Annotated in this window: 13 protein-coding genes and 1 rRNA gene; 11 read left to right on the top strand and 3 right to left on the bottom strand. The window is 51.5% G+C overall.

The features are described from left to right. Nucleotides 1–10: 10 nt before the first annotated feature. On the bottom strand, nt 11–1,903 hold the full coding sequence (locus tag K5L82_RS04275; RefSeq protein ID WP_223133304.1) for a DUF1302 domain-containing protein: 1,893 nt from the start codon (nt 1,901–1,903) through the stop codon (nt 11–13). A 129-nt stretch (nt 1,904–2,032) separates the two neighbouring features. Next, a complete protein-coding gene (locus K5L82_RS04270; RefSeq protein ID WP_223133303.1) occupies nt 2,033–4,990 on the bottom strand; it encodes a hypothetical protein in 2,958 nt (985 codons plus the stop codon). Nucleotides 4,991–5,263: 273 nt separating this feature from the next. Between K5L82_RS04270 and K5L82_RS04265 the strand changes: the two genes are divergently transcribed. The 11 genes from K5L82_RS04265 to K5L82_RS04215 all read left to right on the top strand — a co-directional run bounded on the left by K5L82_RS04265 (nt 5,264) and on the right by K5L82_RS04215 (nt 18,480). After that, nucleotides 5,264–5,851, top strand: coding sequence for an RNA polymerase sigma factor (locus K5L82_RS04265; protein WP_133005452.1), 588 nt, complete (start codon nt 5,264–5,266; stop codon nt 5,849–5,851). Further along, nucleotides 5,838–6,518, top strand: a complete 681-nt coding sequence (locus K5L82_RS04260; protein ID WP_133005451.1) for an anti-sigma factor family protein — start codon at nt 5,838–5,840, stop codon at nt 6,516–6,518. Before K5L82_RS04265 ends, K5L82_RS04260 begins: the two co-directional genes overlap by 14 nt. Further along, nucleotides 6,515–6,949 carry a hypothetical protein gene (locus K5L82_RS04255; protein WP_223133302.1) on the top strand — a complete coding sequence of 145 codons (435 nt, stop codon included), beginning with the start codon at nt 6,515–6,517 and terminating at the stop codon, nt 6,947–6,949. The genes K5L82_RS04260 and K5L82_RS04255 overlap by 4 nt, the downstream gene beginning before the upstream one ends. Before the next feature lie 121 nt (nt 6,950–7,070). Continuing rightward, nucleotides 7,071–8,384 (top strand): outer membrane beta-barrel protein, encoded by a 1,314-nt coding sequence (locus tag K5L82_RS04250; protein ID WP_223133301.1) that lies wholly within the window; start codon nt 7,071–7,073, stop codon nt 8,382–8,384. Between the two features lie 319 nt (nt 8,385–8,703). Beyond that, nucleotides 8,704–9,630, top strand: a complete 927-nt coding sequence (locus K5L82_RS04245) for a LysR family transcriptional regulator (RefSeq protein ID WP_223133300.1) — start codon at nt 8,704–8,706, stop codon at nt 9,628–9,630. A gap of 119 nt (nt 9,631–9,749) precedes the next feature. Beyond that, a complete protein-coding gene (locus K5L82_RS04240) occupies nt 9,750–11,036 on the top strand; it encodes a c-type cytochrome (RefSeq protein ID WP_223133299.1) in 1,287 nt (428 codons plus the stop codon). Between the two features lie 36 nt (nt 11,037–11,072). Then, the gene (locus K5L82_RS04235) at nt 11,073–11,579 is read left to right on the top strand and encodes a (2Fe-2S)-binding protein (RefSeq protein WP_223133298.1); all 507 of its coding nucleotides are present in this window, start codon (nt 11,073–11,075) and stop codon (nt 11,577–11,579) included. After that, nucleotides 11,572–13,896, top strand: a complete 2,325-nt coding sequence (locus K5L82_RS04230) for a xanthine dehydrogenase family protein molybdopterin-binding subunit (protein ID WP_223133297.1) — start codon at nt 11,572–11,574, stop codon at nt 13,894–13,896. The genes K5L82_RS04235 and K5L82_RS04230 overlap by 8 nt, the downstream gene beginning before the upstream one ends. A 103-nt stretch (nt 13,897–13,999) precedes the next feature. Beyond that, entirely contained in the window at nt 14,000–14,377 is a 378-nt protein-coding gene (locus tag K5L82_RS04225; RefSeq protein WP_223133296.1) for a substrate-binding domain-containing protein, read from the top strand. Continuing rightward, the gene (locus K5L82_RS04220; RefSeq protein ID WP_223133295.1) at nt 14,374–15,609 is read left to right on the top strand and encodes an OprO/OprP family phosphate-selective porin; all 1,236 of its coding nucleotides are present in this window, start codon (nt 14,374–14,376) and stop codon (nt 15,607–15,609) included. Before K5L82_RS04225 ends, K5L82_RS04220 begins: the two co-directional genes overlap by 4 nt. Before the next feature lie 18 nt (nt 15,610–15,627). Then, nucleotides 15,628–18,480 (top strand): EAL domain-containing protein, encoded by a 2,853-nt coding sequence (locus K5L82_RS04215; protein WP_223133294.1) that lies wholly within the window; start codon nt 15,628–15,630, stop codon nt 18,478–18,480. Nucleotides 18,481–18,605: 125 nt separating this feature from the next. Here the strand turns inward: K5L82_RS04215 and rrf are convergent. Continuing rightward, a 5S ribosomal RNA gene (gene rrf / locus K5L82_RS04210) occupies nt 18,606–18,721 on the bottom strand. Nucleotides 18,722–18,736: the final 15 nt, after the last annotated feature.

Below are 18,736 nucleotides of genomic sequence, written 5' to 3'. Positions count from 1 at the left end.
TTCCCGGGTATTAAAAAGCGTATGAGATTGAAGCGGCCACGAAATCGCGGTCATTGGTTTCGTTGAAGTCGCCGCCAAAGTAATTCGTGTAGCTAAGAGAGGCCTTGTAGGCATTTTGATAAGTTGCATCTAAACCAAGCCCTACCGACTTATTCCCTTCTTTGAAGTTGCCGCCTGGATCGGGTGCATACCCTTCAACGTCGTGCGAGAGGAACAACTTAGGACGCAAGTTCACACCGGCGACCGCGCTTGGGTAATCCCACACAAACAAGGTGCGATAGCCCCATGAAAAGTCTGTTGTGAAACCATCGTTGGTACAGTTGGTCGCGTTGATGTTCAGACGCTTCTCGCTGTCGGTACCCTGGCTACAGAAGTCACCGGAGAAGTTGGGGCCATCCAGAGGAACCGGGCCCACACCGAACATGCCGGAGCGGCCATAACGCGCTTCCGACAGGTCAGGTAGGTCATGCACGTAGGTCGCACCAATTTCGGCCACGATGATGAAGCGGTCTGCTCCCATAACCTGATCGATAAAGTGAATCAGAGTCGTCTGGAGCTGTGACACGCCATAACGATCGTATCCGTCGACTGCTTTACCCGCGTAGTTGCCACCCTTGGCCTGCTCACGCTTCTCAAGCTTACTGATCACCTGACCATCAGGCCCGCGCTGCTGCAAACCACCGTAGATCAACTCAAAGGTGTTCCACTGAATTGGCATGTTGGGACGGTAGCTGTACTCCGCACCCAGCGACGTTCCGGTTGGCAGCGTGGTGTTGAAGCTGACACCAAACAGATCAATGCCTTTGGGGTAATCGATGAAGTAGCTCGGGAAACGAGAGTCCGGTTTGCTATCGTCACGCACTTGGCTGCCTTCTGGAGCAGCCGGATTGCTCACCACACCACTGATGTAGGGCAAGCGGCTATGGTAACGCGTGTAATAGAAGCCCACGTCGGCTTCTAATTCGGTGACGTACCAACGTACGGCTGCACCAAACTGATCCTTATCACCAGGCTCTTTATCGCCGATTCGGGGAGAGATAAAGCCTTCATTAAAAGCTTGCGAATCTGGAACTTGCCCCGCCAGCAACACTGGGCCACACCCATCCGCAGCCACATCGGCCGTGGAGAAGAAAGTACCGCAATCGTCAATGCGGAACGGCTCCCAGTCAGTTTGAACAAACGCTTCCACGGTTACTTCCGGCGTCAGCCCAACCGAGGTGTACAACATTTCAACTGGCAGAAGTACGTCTTTGAGTTCAGCGCCGGGTGCTCGAAAAGCAGGTACGTCAATTGGGTTGATGGCGTTGATACCGCCGAGAATGAAGGTACTTTCACCCCAGTTGACTACTTGACGGCCATAGCGCACCGCTACCGGCACGTCGCCTACTTGCCAATCGGTGAAGATGTACGCATCAAGTAGATCAATGCCCGAAGCGTTATCTTTGGCTTCCGGGTTCAACTCTCTTTGCTGACCAACAGGGTCAACGGCCCGCTCGTTATCTTTAAGTTCGAAGTCGTAGTAGTAGCTGGCCCGGCCCAAAAAGCCGACACGAGTCAGTACGTCGCTATCCGGCACATAATCCAGGAACAGCTCACTGCGGCCACGAAGGATAGTCGAGTACGGATCACCTTTATTGAAATTGAGGTTACCGTCATCGAAGTTGTTGGAAGACGCACCAGTGTCGCTGTAAGCAAACTCGGGGCCCAGGTTACCTTGAGTGATCAGATCGGGATCTTGATCTTCCAAACGGTAGGCGGTGCCTGCGGTCAGTGTGGTGCTAAACGACGCGTCGATTTCGTAGAAGCTGAAGTCGAAAGCCGCTGCGGTTGGTGCAAGGCACGCGATCTGGGTCGTCAGCGCAAGCTGAATAGACCTTGCTAAAATAGACTTTTTTGTTGTCATTGCAGTTACTCCGCACATTTTTTGGCGCAAGCGCCCCCGCCAAGCGGGGAACACGCCTTGGTTATCGTTGTCGTTGTGAGAGGTTTTGGGCGCCGCCGTATGTGGCGGCGCGAGGATTACTTTCTCGGGTTAGAGACCTGGAATCGGAATTGGAATCGGAATTGGGAATCCGCCATCGCCGCCTTCATTTGGTTGCTCACCCGGATTGCTGTTTTCAGGATCATCACAATTGCTTCCGGCGACACCCTGAACAACGCAACCGTTACTGACAGAGACGGTTCCCGTAGTAAACAGCTCGAGCATCTGCGCAGTCATCTCGCTAAAGACTGCCCCGGACGAGTATGGCTCCGCTGCTTTTTGACCGGCGGAAATCGGATTTCCGTGAGCCCCTTCGGTGTAACGGGTGATTACTGGAAGCGTGTTGTTTGAAGCCAGTTCCTGGATAGCGGCAGCAGCCATTGAAGCCGCCAAAGGGTCGGTACCGGCAAGCGGTATGTTTTCGCCTTTAATCACAAAACCTGTCTCGGCGATTGTTGTTTCAAGCGGAGGCAATGCCGCTTCTTCATCAGCAGCGTTCGGGACCGTGTTGTCGGTGGGCTTTTCTGGATCTTCCGGATCACCCGCGATCTCCGTAAGGAGCACCGGCTTATTTTCGTAGAACGGCGCGAAGGCAGTTGGATCAACCGAATCCAACAAGGATTGGAACACGTTAAAGTAAATGTTCAGCTCGGTACGACCTTGTGCAAGCAGGCCATCGGAGGCGTCATCCAAACCTGGCAACACACGGGGTGCAACCGACTGAGAGTTTTCAACGAGACGAGTGAAACTGCCACCGGTGTTGAAGAACACAGAAGCCTGGATGCGGTTCAAGTCGGCATTATTGCCCTCATCAATTGCCACGTTAGTAAGATGAGGCACTGCTGCACCACCCATGCCACTCAGTGAGTGGGTCATAAAGTAGACGCGGCTTGGGTCGATGTTCAGATTGTTATCGCACTGGGAACATGCAGCGATCGCATCTTCGATGTTCTGCAACGACGCATTCACGTTCAACAAATCAATCGCACTCTGGCGCATGTTGTCCCGGGTATTGGCGTAGTTCGCAAAGTTGAGGAACAAATCACCAGAACCCGGCTCTTCAAGACTCGCGGCTGGCACTGCGTTCAATTCAGCATCAGCGGCAAACCCGAAGTGACGCTCAGTAGCCTCAGCAGACGCGCCGGTCTGAGTCGAAATTGGGCTTAGACCTACGGCACCGCCATCTTCTTTGAAAATACCGTGCAGTGGCTGGTCGATACCAATCGTCACAAAACAATCGTCATCTGAAGTGATGCACGTGAGCCCTGCGGCCGTTGCCATTGGCAAGATAGCCGATCGATCCTGCGTGGCTGCGTGCTGATAGATAATAACCGGGAAACCGTTTGTCGGAGTCGGAGACAGGGTTGATGGAGCCGCAACCACTATGGGTACGGTGGTATCCGCGGTCTTGGCGACAAATGGGAACCGGTAACTGATTCTATTAGACGGTGCCTGCTCGAGAGCCGTGTCGCCGCTGAAATCGGCTGGTAACCAGCTTGTGGTTTTAAGCACCGCCCCGTCACCATCATCAGGCAACGCTTGGAAATATGGCAGAGTAATCTCGCCTTCATAAACACGAATGTTTATCGGTGTAACACCCGTAGGATCTTGTTCAAGAGCCTCATTTACATCGCCCCCGGTACGTTGACTGAAAACCTTAACTGTTCTCGGTTTAGGCGTGTCCAGTAATGTATCAGCTGCATCGGCCATGCTCTGCGCATCTGCAGAAACGTCCATGCTTTCGTCACTGGCTTGCGCTGCGGCTGCTTGAATAGCGTGCGCAAGGCGGCGGTCGCGCTCTGCGTTTACGATCACATCGCCGTAGGCAACAACAACACCCTTAGCATTGGCAGCCGTCAGAATCGCAGCCAACTCTGCGTCATAAAACTCACTGCTCGAAGTGATCAGTTTGGTGTACAGCGCTGCGTTTAAACTTTTCTCAGCGGCGCTGGCTTCAGTGAGCGTTTGGCCGCTAAGGTTATAGAAGCCTTTAAACAGCTTATTGAGGTCTGCCTTACGCTGCTCAATGGTCAGCATTTCCTGGTAATAAGTGACCGGCGCCGCATTGGCCAACAGCACATCATCCACGGCCGTGGTGGTGATCATGGTGGCGTAAGGAATGTCGGCAAAGGTCGCTGCAAATTGTGCCGATACTTCGTGCTCGCGCTTAAAATCAAAGTAATCGGCCGCCAGCTTGCGCGCAGGCAACATCGCATCTCGGAAAGGCTGATAAAGCCCGTTAGACAACACCCGGTCCGGGTTAGCGACACTCTGGTAAGTCACAGAGCCAACCAGAGGCTTACCCTCAGCGTCTACGATAGAGTCGCTTAGCGCCAGCACGTACTGCGTTTTTTCGTCAAGTGGGGTCAGAGGCAGAATGCGGATCAGGTTATTCTCGCCGCCGTCGATGTCTAGCATCTCAACACGAAGTGTTTTTTCGCGCAGTTTTGCAAAGATGACTTCTGCAGCTTCAGTACCGCCCTCTTCTTGCAACCGCAGCGCTTTACGATACTGTGCCGCCGTTGTCAGACCCGGGGCTTCGCCATCGAGTGTCTTCAATGGGTCGCCACCGGCATAATCAACCGGAATCAAGAAAACGTTCTGGTTCGGATTCGGGATGGTCTTACCATCTTCGGTCAAAACAAATTCGTTCGCATCCAGAGTTTGCCCTGCATCCAAGCTGGCACTGATCTTCACGTCAATGGGGGCGAGAACAGAAGCACCGTCAAGGTAGCCGATACCTTGGGTAACAGGGTTGGCAGGATCAGTGCCATTAAGCATGGTGCCATCATCAACATCGCTCAGATAAAAAAGCGCGTCGCTCGGAATGACGAATTGTGTATCCAGAGGAGCAAATAAAGGGTGGGTACCGCGCTCTATGCTGGGTCCGCCGTTAATTTTGTATACCGGGCTAGCGTTTTTATTGGTTTGACCACCGCTGTCCAAACAGCCAGTGAGTCCCAGTGAAGCCGTCGAAATAGCGGCAATTAAGGCATTGCGGATGAACATAGTTTATACCTCAGGGTTTCTTGTAATTCGGCATCTTATGCGCCTTTAGTAGCCCCCACGTTGGTCTAACGCCAAAGGTTCCCGATTTCTCAAGTTTTTAGCATCGGAGCCACACGAAAGTTCAATTAACCCCTTGATTACTTATACAAAAAAACATGAAATTATTTTTTTCTTCCGGATACCCTGAAAGCTCTTTGGCTGGTACTATAGAGCCAGAATTAAAATAACCACCGCCATGTTCATTTCTCAACGGCGCAGCACCGAGGTACCCGGTTGGCTCTGTTTCCATTTCGCCAGTCCAAATCAAAGCGTTTCGAGCGTCTTGTCCAACCGCATCTCAAAGCTATGTTTGCCTTCGCGTATCGCTTGACGGGTAGACAGCACGACGCGGAAGACTTGGTTCAAGATGTGGTGGTAAAGCTGTATCCAAAACTCGACGAACTCGAAGCTATTGATCAGTTGCGCCCTTGGCTAAATCGAGTGCTATACCGTCAATTTGTTGATTCAATTCGCAAACGCCCAGCCGGCAGAGAAATTAACGCCAGCGTGATGGACGACACCGAATCCGCCACGCCGTACCTGGATACCTTGCCAAGCGATGTGGCCGATCCCATTACGGGCCTGGCTCAGGCTTCAAACAACGTCGCGTTGACCCGTGCACTGAACCAACTGACACCAGACCAACGGACACTTATACTCCTTCACGATGTGGACGATTGGCGGCAAGATGATATTGCCGAAGTTCTGGAAGTCGCTGTGGGCACTGTTAAATCTCGATTGCATCGCACTCGGGCAACCCTCCGGAAATTTTTACAAGCAGAACTGGAACCTTTTGAAGGTGAAGAACGTGAGCTTCAGTAAGGTGGACGAAATGAACTGCGAAACATTTATTACCAACATCGATACTGAAGCTGAGTGCGACCTTACGGCCGACATGAAGCAGCATGCAGATGCCTGCCCTCAATGTGCACGGGCGCTTCGTGCTGCCCTTGAGATTCAGCAAGGCCTGCAGGGTATTACAATCCCAGAGCCTACCTTGGATTTTGAAGAGCGAGTGCTTGCCGCGGCGACCGGTGGGAATTCGAAAACAGGCTACCGAAACTGGCACATCCCAGCTTGGAGTGGCGCTATCGCTGCCGCCCTCGTGGTTGGTGTTTTTATTGGAGGCCAACTGACCTCACCCAGTTCGGAAAACCAGCCTGTTATTGCACATGAATCAGTTCAATCCGTAACAGTACCCGGCACCGCGCCGAAACAGCAGACCGTAAAACTTGCGTTCAATTCTCACGAATCCGTTGAAAATGTCACCCTGACTCTGGAGCTGCCTCCGAATATGGAGCTGGCCCCCTTCCCCGGCCGGCACCGTGTGAGCTGGAAGGTTGATTTAAAGCCCGGCGACAACTTATTAGCGCTTCCGCTGAATGTACTTTTCCCCGGTGCAGGTACACTGGTTGCGCATCTCGATGATGGCAACAAAAGGAAGACATTCCGTGCGGACATCGGCAAGACAAAGGAGCCGTCAACATGATGACTAAGCTAAACCCACTAATCTACGCGGCCTTTGCATTGGGCTTGGCGCTTGGCTCTGGGGCGGCTAGTGCCGAACCTGATCTGGATGTCACTATGCGTATGGTGATGGACGACGAATCATTAGATGATTCCTTTGTCCAGGAAATGGAACTCCCGGATTCGGTTAACGAGCTGACGCTTAGAGAATCCTTCGAAACACCCAATATCGACGACCTCAAAAACGAAGCACGAGAAATGCAGGAGTCTCTTGCATCCGAGGCGCGGGAAACCCGAGATGCTCTTGAATTAGAACTACCTCAAGAGCAGCCTTCTGATTTGCCTGAACTTGAATTGGGGGAGCCGGAGTTGCCTACGGACAATCTTCCGGATCCCGGTTTAGAATTACCCATTGATACGACGGTAGAGTTGCCACAAACAACAACGCCCTGATTACCCAAAGGTCGATCGCGCAAAATACCTGCGATCCACAAGTACCTTCTCTTCCTCACCGCTAATACGATAAGCTATCCCTTAATGCGCCAGCACCTTGCCAGTATTAAGGGATCTGCTTTTGTCGTCTCGCCTCACCACATCTCTGTTTTTCATTCTCGGCTTGAGCATGTGCTTCGTCGCTTCAGCAAGCAACCATACTGATGGCACTCGAGATTTTCGTTATGGTGTGCAGGCCTTTCAACAAGGTGATTTAACGCTAGCGAAACAATTGCTCGAATCCGCCCAGAGTAAAGGTATTGAGTCACTCTCTCTAAGCTACAACCTTGGCGTGGTCTACTACAGACTGGCTGAATACGCTCGATCGCGACAAGCGTTTTCAAAGATTTTGGGCACGAAGCAGTCGTCTTTGGCCCATTACAATTTGGGGTTAGTTGCGCTGGCTGAAGACGACGCGACAACGGCCAGAGATCACTTCAAGGTAGTGGCCAGCAATAGCGGTCAACCCAAACTCGCTAAACTCGCCTACGCTCAGCTTCAAAAACTCGGCAGCACGCCCCTATTGCCCAAGCAATGGCAGGCATTTTTATCGTTAGCCACGGGTTATGAAGACAATTTAGGTTTGTTTCCGGACACGGCCGCCAGCACGCTCGAGGACGGCTTTCTCGAGTCAATCGGTGCCGCTTCAGGTTATGCCTATCAAAAGGGCAAGAATGCGATCAAGTGGAAGGCTCAGTTCTATACTCGCGATTATTTCGAAGAAGACGACTTCAACACTCAACTGCTTCGACTTGGTACCGCATGGCATCATGATCGAGGTCGTAACAGAATCAGCTTCGGCCTTGAAGGAGACCAACTTTGGTTAGCCGATTCATCGCGGGAACAAAGAGCTCGACTGGTCGCGGGATGGGTTACCCCAGCCTGCGCTACAACATCCCTAAGTGCACGGTGCCAAATTAAACTTGAGGCCGAACAAATCTTCGCCGACAAGGAGCGATTTGAGGCATACGAAGGGCAGCATTATCGGCTGGACACCCGCTATAGAGCCCGATACGGCAACTGGTCGGGTGAAGCGCAGTATCGGTTTGACTTAAACGACCGGAAAAATCGAGACATCGGGGATGAGTTTTTCAGCGTGTCCCCTATGATGCACACCGTAGGTTTTAAGCTTTCCTATGCAATAACTCGGGCCTTTACGCTTGGAACCGATGCGAGTTTCCGACAAAGCGATTACACGCTTGCGCACAGATTGAAGAACGAAAAAACCACAAAGAGATCAGACCAACGGCTGTCCTACCATCTCAATGCTCGATATCAGGTTGACCAAACCTTCGCCATTACCACAAAGCTTGGCCGCCTCAGTAACGAAAGCAATATCGATCGTTACCAATACGACCGTGAAACCGTTACGCTAGGCGTTAACATTCGCCTGTAAAGACTTCAGCACTGAAACAGCGCGGCAGTCTAGCCTGGCCCTATTACGCGGCTTATCGAAATCAAACGTCGGACCCACCGGTTGGCCGAGCATTGCCATCCGCTGTTATCCAGTTACAAACTGCGATTCACTTTGGGCAAGGCGCCCGTTAGTAGATTCAGTGTCATATCACTGATCAAGCTACTTTCCCTCTACAAGCAGTCCTACGTTTTGCTCCCTCTCTCACTTCAATTGCGTTGTACGATGGAAGCACTATAGTTTCACAAGAATGTAGAACGCAGCGGAAAAGTTTTAAATTTAGGATCAGGAAAACTGAACTATGATTTCCCCAATTACACTTGATGCGCTACTCACCTTAGACGCAATCGAACGTAGACACAGTTTCGCGGCGGCTGCAGAGGAACTCTTCCGTGTACCCTCTGCCATCTCATACACGGTCAACAAACTGGAGGAAGATCTTGGCGTCCCGCTCTTCGATCGTAGCCGGCGTAAAGCCGAACTAACCCCGGTCGGGCGACTGGTTTTGGAGCAGGGCCGGCAGATTCTTAAGGCAACCGATGAATTGACAGCCATGGCCAGAAGAGCTGCTGACGGCTGGGAAGTAGAGCTGCGAATTGCTATCGACAGCGTGCTTGATTGCGCTCCGTTCTACAAGCTCATCGAAGAATTTCAACATATTCAGCCTAAAACCGAGATCATACTGACCGAAGAAGTCCTAGGTGGAAGCTGGGATGCCCTAAGCGGCGATCGATGCGACCTTGTCATTGGTGCTCCGGGCGCGCCCCCAACGACAGGTTTTGCGATACATTCGTTAGGTTATGTAGGTTTTGATTTCGCTGTATCAGCAGGCCACCCTTTGACTGAACTGCCCCAGCCGATCCCGGCCAGCGCTATTCGAGACTACCCTACCGTCATTGTTGCCGACAGCTCGCGGCATTTTCCAGCGCGCTCATCCGGCTTGCTCGACGGTCGAAGTCGGATCATCGTACCGACGATTGATCATAAGATTGATGCACAGTGCAAGGGGCTTGGCGTTGGCTATTTGCCGCACCATCGCATTCTTCAGGAACTGGCCGGTGGCCAACTAGAGGTTTTGGCCCTGGACGCACCTCGCCCACCTTCTGAGGTTTCGGTAGCCTGGCCCCGCCGTAAAACCGGGAAAGGCTTGAAATGGTTTGTCGACCGCCTAAAACAAATGCAGTTTGATCCGGAACATGGAGTTATCGTTAAAGGAAACGTAGATTAATATCGCCAAAGCCCTGCAACCTCTTCATTTTAAACTACACTTGTTGTTCAGATCCCGTCGCCACTCATCGCCCTAGTACGTGCCATGTCGTGTCATCAGGGCCAGACAGGAGAACATCTGTGTTTAAAAAAATCGTTGGAGGTGTAGTCGCGCTTAGCGTGTTGGCCCTAGCTATTTTCCTGTTAATTGCCTGGGAACCTTCCATAGATCCGATTAGTACTCCCAATCCTGGCGGGTTCAGCGAAGAGCAAATCAATCGCGGTGAAGTGCTAGCAGGATTAGGAAACTGCGAAACCTGCCACACGACCGCCCCCAACAAACCTCTAGCGGGCGGGCGCGCAATGCCGACTCCGTTCGGCACCCTTTATTCCACCAATATTACGCCGGATCCTAAAACCGGAATTGGCCAATGGTCAGAAGAAGCGTTTGCCAGAGCCATGCGCGAAGGTATAACGCAATCAGGTTCACATCTGTTTCCTGCTTTTCCTTACACCCATTTCACCAAACTGTCGGATGACGACACCTCTGACTTATACGCCTACATCATGTCCCAGTCAGCGATTCAGGCGGAACCGCCTGAGAACACGCTGGAATTCCCTTTTAACATTCGCTTGTTGTTAGCAGGCTGGAAATTGTTGTTTTTTGACGAAGGCCGGTACGAAACCGAGACCAGCAAAAGCGAGGAGTGGAACCGCGGCGCTTATATTGCGGAAGGCGCTGGCCATTGCAGTGCCTGCCATACGCCTCGTAATGTTTTAGGTGCTGAAGACACGAGCAAAGCGTGGGAAGGCGCTATCATCAATAATTGGTACGCGCCCGCTTTAAACACCAGCAACCGCACGCCTGCAGGCTGGACCGAAACTGAAGCCTATAAATACCTTCGCAACGGCGGCTCCCCTTTCCACGGTGTGGCTGTCGGCTCAATGGCCGATGTCGTTCATGACGGGCTAAAGCAAGCGCCAGATAGCGATCTCCGAGCTCTATCCGTTTGGCTGAGCGATCTGGCTCAAGCTTCCGGTGATCAACAAGCCAGCGCAAACTCGGTTAGCGCTATTCACTCCGCACATAACAACCAAAGCCCCTCAACCATGATGGGCGAAGGCGAGCGTTTGTTTACCTACGCTTGTGCTGCCTGCCATTACAACGAGCCGGATTCCACCAACACGCTCCGCCCCGACATGGCGTTGAATAGCGCCATCAGTGCGCCCACCCCAATTAACCTCATCCGTGTAACGCTGAATGGGGTATCGCTGAAAGAAGGTTTACCCGAGGCGATGATGCCAGGTTTCGCTCATGCTCTGGACGATCGTCAAATCGCGAGCCTGCTGGCATACCTCCGCTCCACCCACACTGACCAGCCTGCATGGACAAATTTGGAGCAACAGGTTCGCGACCAGCGTCCATAGACCGAGGCAAAGTGACGATGAAACGGAGCAAGTAGAATGGCTACAGAATTCGAACTCAACGGTCAGCCCGTTACTGTTGATATTGAAAACGATACCCCCCTGCTCTGGGCCCTACGGGATGACCTTGATCTGACCGGCACTAAATATGGGTGCGGCATTGGCATGTGCGGCGCTTGTACCGTGCTAGTCAATGGCCGCGCTATTCGGTCCTGCATAACCCCCGTGAAGGCAGTATCTGGCGCTTCGATCACCACCATTGAAGGCCTGCACCCTGAAGGCAACCACCCCCTTCAAAAAGCATGGATTGAAACACAGACCCCCCAATGCGGTTACTGCCAAAGCGGCCAAATCATGCAGGCGGCCGCCATGCTTCAGGATTTCCCTGAGCCAACCGACGAACAGATTAACCAAGCAATGGGCGGAAATTTGTGCCGATGCATGGCTTACGTGCGTATCCGCAAAGCGATCAAACTGGCAGCAGCAGAAATAAAAGAAGCTAGCAGCCCGACAGCGCAGGAAACAGGAGCGGCAGCCAATGAGTAAGTTCTACCGTTATCTCCATCAGCCCGACGGCATCGAAACAGCCACCCTCCAGGCTTCGGAAGAACGTTTACAGGTTAGCCGTCGTGGTTTTCTGATCGGTGCAGCAGGAGCCGGCTTTACGTTAGCATTTTTTCGTTCTGGCCTGAGTTTTGCGCAACCCGAAGACGTGGTTGAAGCAGGCACCTTCGAGCCCACCATCTGGTATCACATTGAGCCAAACGGTCGGATTGTGGTGAACATCGCCGAAGCCGAAATGGGCCAGCATGTCGGTACTGCTCTGGCCCGCATCGTTGCTGATGAACTGGAAGCTGACTGGTCCATGGTCGAACTCAATCATGTGGACAGTGATCCAAAATGGGGCTTGATGGTCACCGGTGGCAGCTGGTCGGTCTGGGAAAACTTCACGCCTCTGAGTCAGGCCGGCGCTGCCGGGCGCAAGGCCCTCATCGAAGAAGGTGCACGTTTGCTTGGCGTGAGCCCAGATCAGTGCGAAGCACGCAACAGCCATGTTGTAGCCGGCGATGAATCCATCAGTTACGGCGACATCGTTAGCCGCGGTGATCTTAGCCGAACCTACACCGCAGATGACCTCAAGCAGATGCCCATCAAGCCGGCAACCCAGCGTCGCCTGATTGGCCGTGACTCGCGGGCTTTGGATATACCCGATAAAACCGACGGTGCCAGCCGCTATGGTTTGGACGCAAAAGTAGACGGCATGGTTTATGGCCGACCGCTTATTCCGCCCACCCGTTATGGCGCGATCATCAACAACATTGATGACAGCGACGCCAAAGCTATAAAAGGCTATCAACAAACCATCATGTTGGATGATCCAACAGATACTGTTCCCGGCTGGGCCGTGGTTATTGCCGATTCGTTTTATGCTGCTAATAAAGCCGCAGAAAAAGTAAAGGTCGATTGGACCGCAGGTGATACTGCTGATGTCAGCGAACAAGACATTATCGACCACGGTGTTAACCTGATCGAGTCTCCGGGCAAGGGCTCCATCATGTTCCCCGACGATGGCGTAGACGAAGCCTTCAACGACGCAGCGGATATCTTTGAGCAGGACTACATCACTCATACGGTACTCCACGTCCAAATGGAACCGGTGAACGCGCTGGCTTACGAAAAAGATGGTGTTTGGGAGATTCATACCGGCAACCAATGGCAATCCCTGATCATTCCGGTACTCGCAAAGGCATTAGGCGTAAAAGAAGATAAGGTCGTCATGCGTACTTATATGCTGGGCGGTGGCTTTGGTCGCCGCCTGAACGGTGATTACTCGATACCTGCGGCACTAGCCTCTCAAAAACTCGGGAAACCTGTAAAGCTGGTGTTTACTCGCGAGGATGATGTTCGCTTTGACTCGCCCCGCTCCGCCTCGTTTCAGCGTATGCGAATGGCATTCGACCAAAATGGTATTCCAGTAGGCATGGAACACCATGCCACTGCAGGTTGGCCAACCGAAGTGATGGCGCCGTTCTTTATGCCCAAAGGGGCAAACGATGAACCGTATGATCCGTTCTCGATTCAAGGGGCCGCGCATTGGTATACCGTGGGGCCACACCGCGTCCGCGCCATTTCAAACGACCTTGCCAATGCAACTTTTCGACCCGGTTGGTTAAGGTCTGTCGGGTCTGGTTGGATTAACTTCGCTCTTGAATCATTTATGGACGAGGCGGCTCGTCATGCCAATAAAGACCCTATCGAATTCCGACTGGAACTGCTTAAATCCGAGGGCAAAAATGCCGGTGAAGCACCCAATTCGGTTGGCGGGGCATCTCGCCAAGCCAACGTTTTGAGGCGCGCGCGTGAACTCTCTGGCTGGGGGCAAGAGCTCCCCGAAAATACCGGACTCGGCGTAGCCACGTCTTACGGCCAAGAGCGAAACATGCCTACATGGACGGCCTGCGTAGCCAGAGTCCACGTGAACCGCGATACGGGCCACGTAAAACTTGAGAAGCTGACACTGGTAACCGATGCAGGCACGGTCGTTCACCCCGATGGTGCCCGAGCACAAGTTGAAGGGGCGGCATTATGGGGTGTAAGCATGGCGCTCCATGAAGGAACCCGGTATGAGAAAGGTGAGCCCGTTGATAGAAACCTGGACACCTACACGCCGATGCGCATCAGAGATGTACCCGAGATGGAGCTTGAGTTTATCGAAAGTACTGAAGTTCCTGTCGGATTGGGTGAGCCGGCAACAACCGTAACAGGCCCTGCAATCGCCAGTGCAATCCAATCGGCGGTTGGTGTACGGATTCGAGAAATTCCGATTACACCCGCAGCCGTACGAAAAGCATTACAAAGATAAAAACAACCTTAGAAACGATACATTCATAATGCCAACAGTATTTAAACGGTCAAGGTTACTCTGCGCTTGTGTATTCGTCGTATGTGTCGGCGTGTTCGCAAGCATGAACGCCTATGGCGAAACAAAGTTACTCATACACAACGACATTGAAGTCGAAAAGCTAGACACAACCTACCTGAACCAGATATTCGCCATGCAAGTGCGGAAGTGGCCGAATGGAACGCCCATTCAGGTGTTTGTACTTCCAAGTTCCAACCCATTGCACCGTGATTTTGTCGTCAACTACTTGAACACTCAAGCCCATCAACTTGACCGCATCTGGAACCGAATGCTGTTCACAGGGACAGGAAAACCCCCAGCATTGGTTCAATCTGAAACTGAAATGTATTCAAAACTTTTAACTACGCCAGGTGCAATCGGTTATGTGTCGACAGCATACCCGGTCAAGGACTCAGAAGTACTGGGAGAAAAGCAACAATGAGAATTCAACGTAAAGAGCTGCTTCTGCTCACTGTGCTTTTTGGCCCGCAGGCTAATGCCATCGAGCTTAACGACTCTACCCAAATTCACGGTTTTATAAGTCAGGCTGCGGTCTATAGCCCAGACAATCCCTACGCGGGAAACGACGCAGATAATGGCTCCGTCAAATTTCGAGAAATCGGATTGAATGGCTACTCGGAACTCACTCCTGACTTTCGACTGGCAGGCCAAATTCTGAGCCGACAAAGAGATGAATCAGACGATGGAGATGTTCGTGTCGACTTTTTACTCGCGGACTATCTTGTCTTCAGCGACCATTCTACGTCCTTTGGCGTAAGGGCTGGTCGCGTCAAAAACACAATCGGTTTTTACAACTCGATTCGTGATATCCCGCCTGCCCGGCCCGGGTACAACGTGCCTGAATCCATCTATTTCGACGCATTCCGCGACTCATTGCTATCCACAGACGGCCTCAACCTTTACGGAGCCACCGTGCTGGGCAACAATCAGTTCACCTGGGAGCTTACGGCAGGCCGTAAAGGCGTAGATAGTGATGACTTCGCATACTTCGCCTTCGGTTATCCCGTTCGTAAAGGCAAAGCGAAAGACGCTCCGCTTTATGTGCTCAACGTCAACATGGTTCCCGGCGCCCTGAATGATTTTCGCTTGGGCATCAGCGTGGTCGATACCGAAATTGAATATGAAAACACTATGTCGGTCGCCGAAGCGCATATGGCGTTAGCGACAGCTCCGCCTGGCGATGTATTAATCAATCCACACCGCTACGTTACTGGAGCGACGATTAAAGCGTTGTACGCAATTTTCTCAGTCCAATATAACTTCAAAAACTGGGTTTTAACCTCGGAATATCTGCATCTCGATGCTGAATTCAAAGGCGAGTTTGCAGGCATCCCGGCAGACAATCGTGACAAGAGCCATGGGTACTATCTACAGGCAGAATGGCTGCCCACACCCAATACCACTTGGTTGGTTCGGTATGAGAAGCTCGACCTAGGTACCAATAACACTGAGATCGCCTACAACCCTTACCGTAACTATGGCGAAGGTTGGACCGTTGGTGGCCGATGGATGTTTACAGACAATTGGTCGGTCACCGGCCAGGCAAGCTTCAATGAGGGTACAGCCTGGTTGCCTAGCTTTAAAGGAATTGAGGACAAGAAAATCGAGAAGTACTGGAACTATTACGTGTTGTCATTGAGCTATCAATTCTGACCCGCAGGACGCGCGCTCATGTTTCTCAGTGTTAAATGGAAGGCAGTTATTTTTCTGAGCCTCGTGTTTGTATTGATCACCGGGGCTTGGGTAACTCAGCACATATACCAAACGTTAAAAACCTACGACAGTAAGGTTCAAGAAAGCCACCTGAAGCAACAGCAACTATTAACTCAGTTGCTTGACGACAATTTCTTGAGACTTTCACAGCTGTCTCAACTGATCTCTGAAATACCTGAAATCCAAAAAACCACGTTTCGGGGGCATCCGTCTCACCTTAAAAACTTTCTAAAGAAAGAGTGGGTTCAACTCAACATCAATACTGGCATCGATTTTATTGGCCTTTACAGCACGAATGGAAGCCTCGTCGCACATACCTACAATCAAACGTTGTTTCAGGATCAATCCGCATTGGATGAAGCCATTGCTACGGCCATGAGGGCCAACCACGCCAACAACCCGGATTCCTTTTTGTTCTGTCATACCGGATGCTCACAGTTCGCGGTAGAGCCCCTTGTGCTGGGTAATGGCAAAGAAGCAGTGATGGTGACGGGGCAGAACATAGCCGACACCATCCTGCGTTTTCATCAGATTTCTGGCGATAACCTCGCTGTTCTATTGCCGTCTGAATCAAACGGTACTCCCGAAGAACGCATGTTACGGAATTGGGATCTCAGACTATGGGCAGCCAGCAGTTTCCAGACATCTCTTGGCCAACTTCGCGAGATACAAGCTAGATCGCCGTTAAATTCCGTAGCTGAAGGCAACGCACTCGATTTCGAAAATTCTATGCTGTTATTTCATCAACTTGATTTGGAGGAATACTGGGCGTATGGAGATTCTCCAACCCTCCTGACGATCAGTGATGAAACCGATCAGTATCAGGGACTTATCAACGCATTGACTTCGACGGTTGCCATCGGCCTCATGGCACTATTTATTTCGGAGCTGATCCTCCTGATCATTATGTTAACGCCATTGAAACGCCTCACTGCGGTCGTTGAAGCCCTGACTTTACTTCCTAAACATCAATACCAAGCTGCCCTAAAGAAAGTTGAAAAACGCCCTATTCGCCTGCGGGACGAAGTATCTTTGCTTGAAAGCAGCACCCGCTATGTCATCCGCGAACTCGAAGCACTGCATATTGAAGTGGAAGACAAAAGCCGTTCACTTGAGGGGCAGGTTGCCCTACTCTCCCGTTCCAGGGCGTTTCTTGAACGTCTCATCGATAGTTCGCACCTGTTCATTGCAACCCTCTCTCCAACCGGCAACATTCTGACCACCAACAGCCGGTTCGATAAAGAATTCAAACGTCCGGCTCGTAACTTTTCGGAACGGTTCATCAACAGCTCAGGCACAGAGGATTTTCAACGAAAATTGACGCACCTGGTCGCTGGCGATTGCGAGGTCATTCAGTTTGATGCCGAATTCATGAATGACCAAGGTGTTGTCATCTATTTCGATTGGACGTGTTCAATCGTCGAAGACGAAAAAGGTAGAGATACCGTTTTGGCCATAGGCATTGACCTTACCCAACGTAAACGCGATGAGGAAGCTTTGGAGTGGCTTGCGAATAATGACCCTTTAACAGGAATCGGAAACAGACGCTGCTTCCAGCACGATTTGCACCATCTACTGGACACTCAACGAAGCGGTGCGGTGATTTTTATCGATGTAAATCGCTTTAAGCAAATCAACGACCTGTACGGCCATACTGTCGGGGACACAGTGTTGATTCAAATCGCCGAGGCGCTGAGTAATACCGTGCGGGCAAGCGACTCAATCAGTCGTTTAGCCGGCGACGAATTCACCGTCATTTTACCGCATATCGACACCCTACAACTTGAAGGCTTCTTGGAGAAGTTGTCTCAAAACCTGAACGGACAGGTGATATTGGACGAGGAAGATCGAACGATCGAGTACAACGTGAGCATCGGCGCAGCGCTGGTTAATGAGCACGGTAACACGGAGCAGGAATTGATTGTTCATGCCGACATGGCCATGTATCAAGCGAAGAAAAAAGGTAACGGACAATGGCAGATCTTTGATCCCGACAACAACGATCTAGCCAACCTGCGACGCGACCACGACCTTACCTCCTTAATCAAGCTTGCGCTTAAACGTACCGATCTTTTTCAACTTAACTACCAACCAATCTATTCCATTGAGGAAGCCACAGTAAGTCATTATGAAGTGCTCCTAAGACTGAAAGATAGCTTCGGTAATGCGGTATACCCCAGTGATTTCATTCCTGCGGCAGAACGCATGGGACTTATCCGTCTAGTGGATGAATGGGTTCTGGATAACGCCATAGAAAAACTTGCAACCGACCATCAAAATGGCGCTGACTACACTCTTTCAATCAACATCTCGGCCCCTACCCTCCAATCTTCAGAGTTCCCGAAAACGCTTTTAGGAACGCTCAATAGCCATCGAGTTGAACCGCGTTTCGTTGTCATTGAGCTGACCGAAACCGCCTACATAGAAAACTTTCAGATGGTGCTGAATAACCTCGAACAAATCAGTGACGCAGGCATACTGGTCGCGCTTGACGACTTCGGCGTTGGATTCTCGTCATTTAGCTATCTGAAGAAACTACCACTGAGTTACGTGAAGTTGGATGGCTCGTACATTCTTGATCTGCAGAACAACCCAGATAATCAGGTGTTCGTTGAAAGCCTAACCAATATGGTGAATGCATTTGGCATGAAAACGATTGCCGAATTTGTAGAAGATGCGGAGACCCTCGATAAACTGCAAGAACTCGGGGTTGCCTACGCGCAAGGGTATTACATTGGGCGCCCTCTGCCAGAGCTCGATGACATGCTTTGCGCTACGGGATTTGGGCAATTGAAGAAGTCGAAGGACTGAAGGAGTTAGGCCTTATGCGTCGCGTCGTTGGTGACGTCATTGAACTGACCAGTGAGTAACAGAATGGGCATCCAGAAATGAAAAAACCCCAGCCTCGTACGAAGCTGGGGTTTTCGGTATTAAGAGTCTGACGATGACCTACTCTCACATGGGCAAGTGCCACACTACCATCGGCGCAGGCTTGTTTCACTTCTGAGTTCGGGATGGGATCAGGTGGTTCCAAGCCGCTATGGTCGTCAGACAAAACGGTTTGATC

This window comes from Marinobacter sp. AL4B (assembly GCF_019916045.1).
Classification (GTDB): Bacteria; Pseudomonadota; Gammaproteobacteria; order Pseudomonadales; family Oleiphilaceae; genus Marinobacter.
This window is presented reverse-complemented; position numbering and strand designations above follow the sequence as displayed.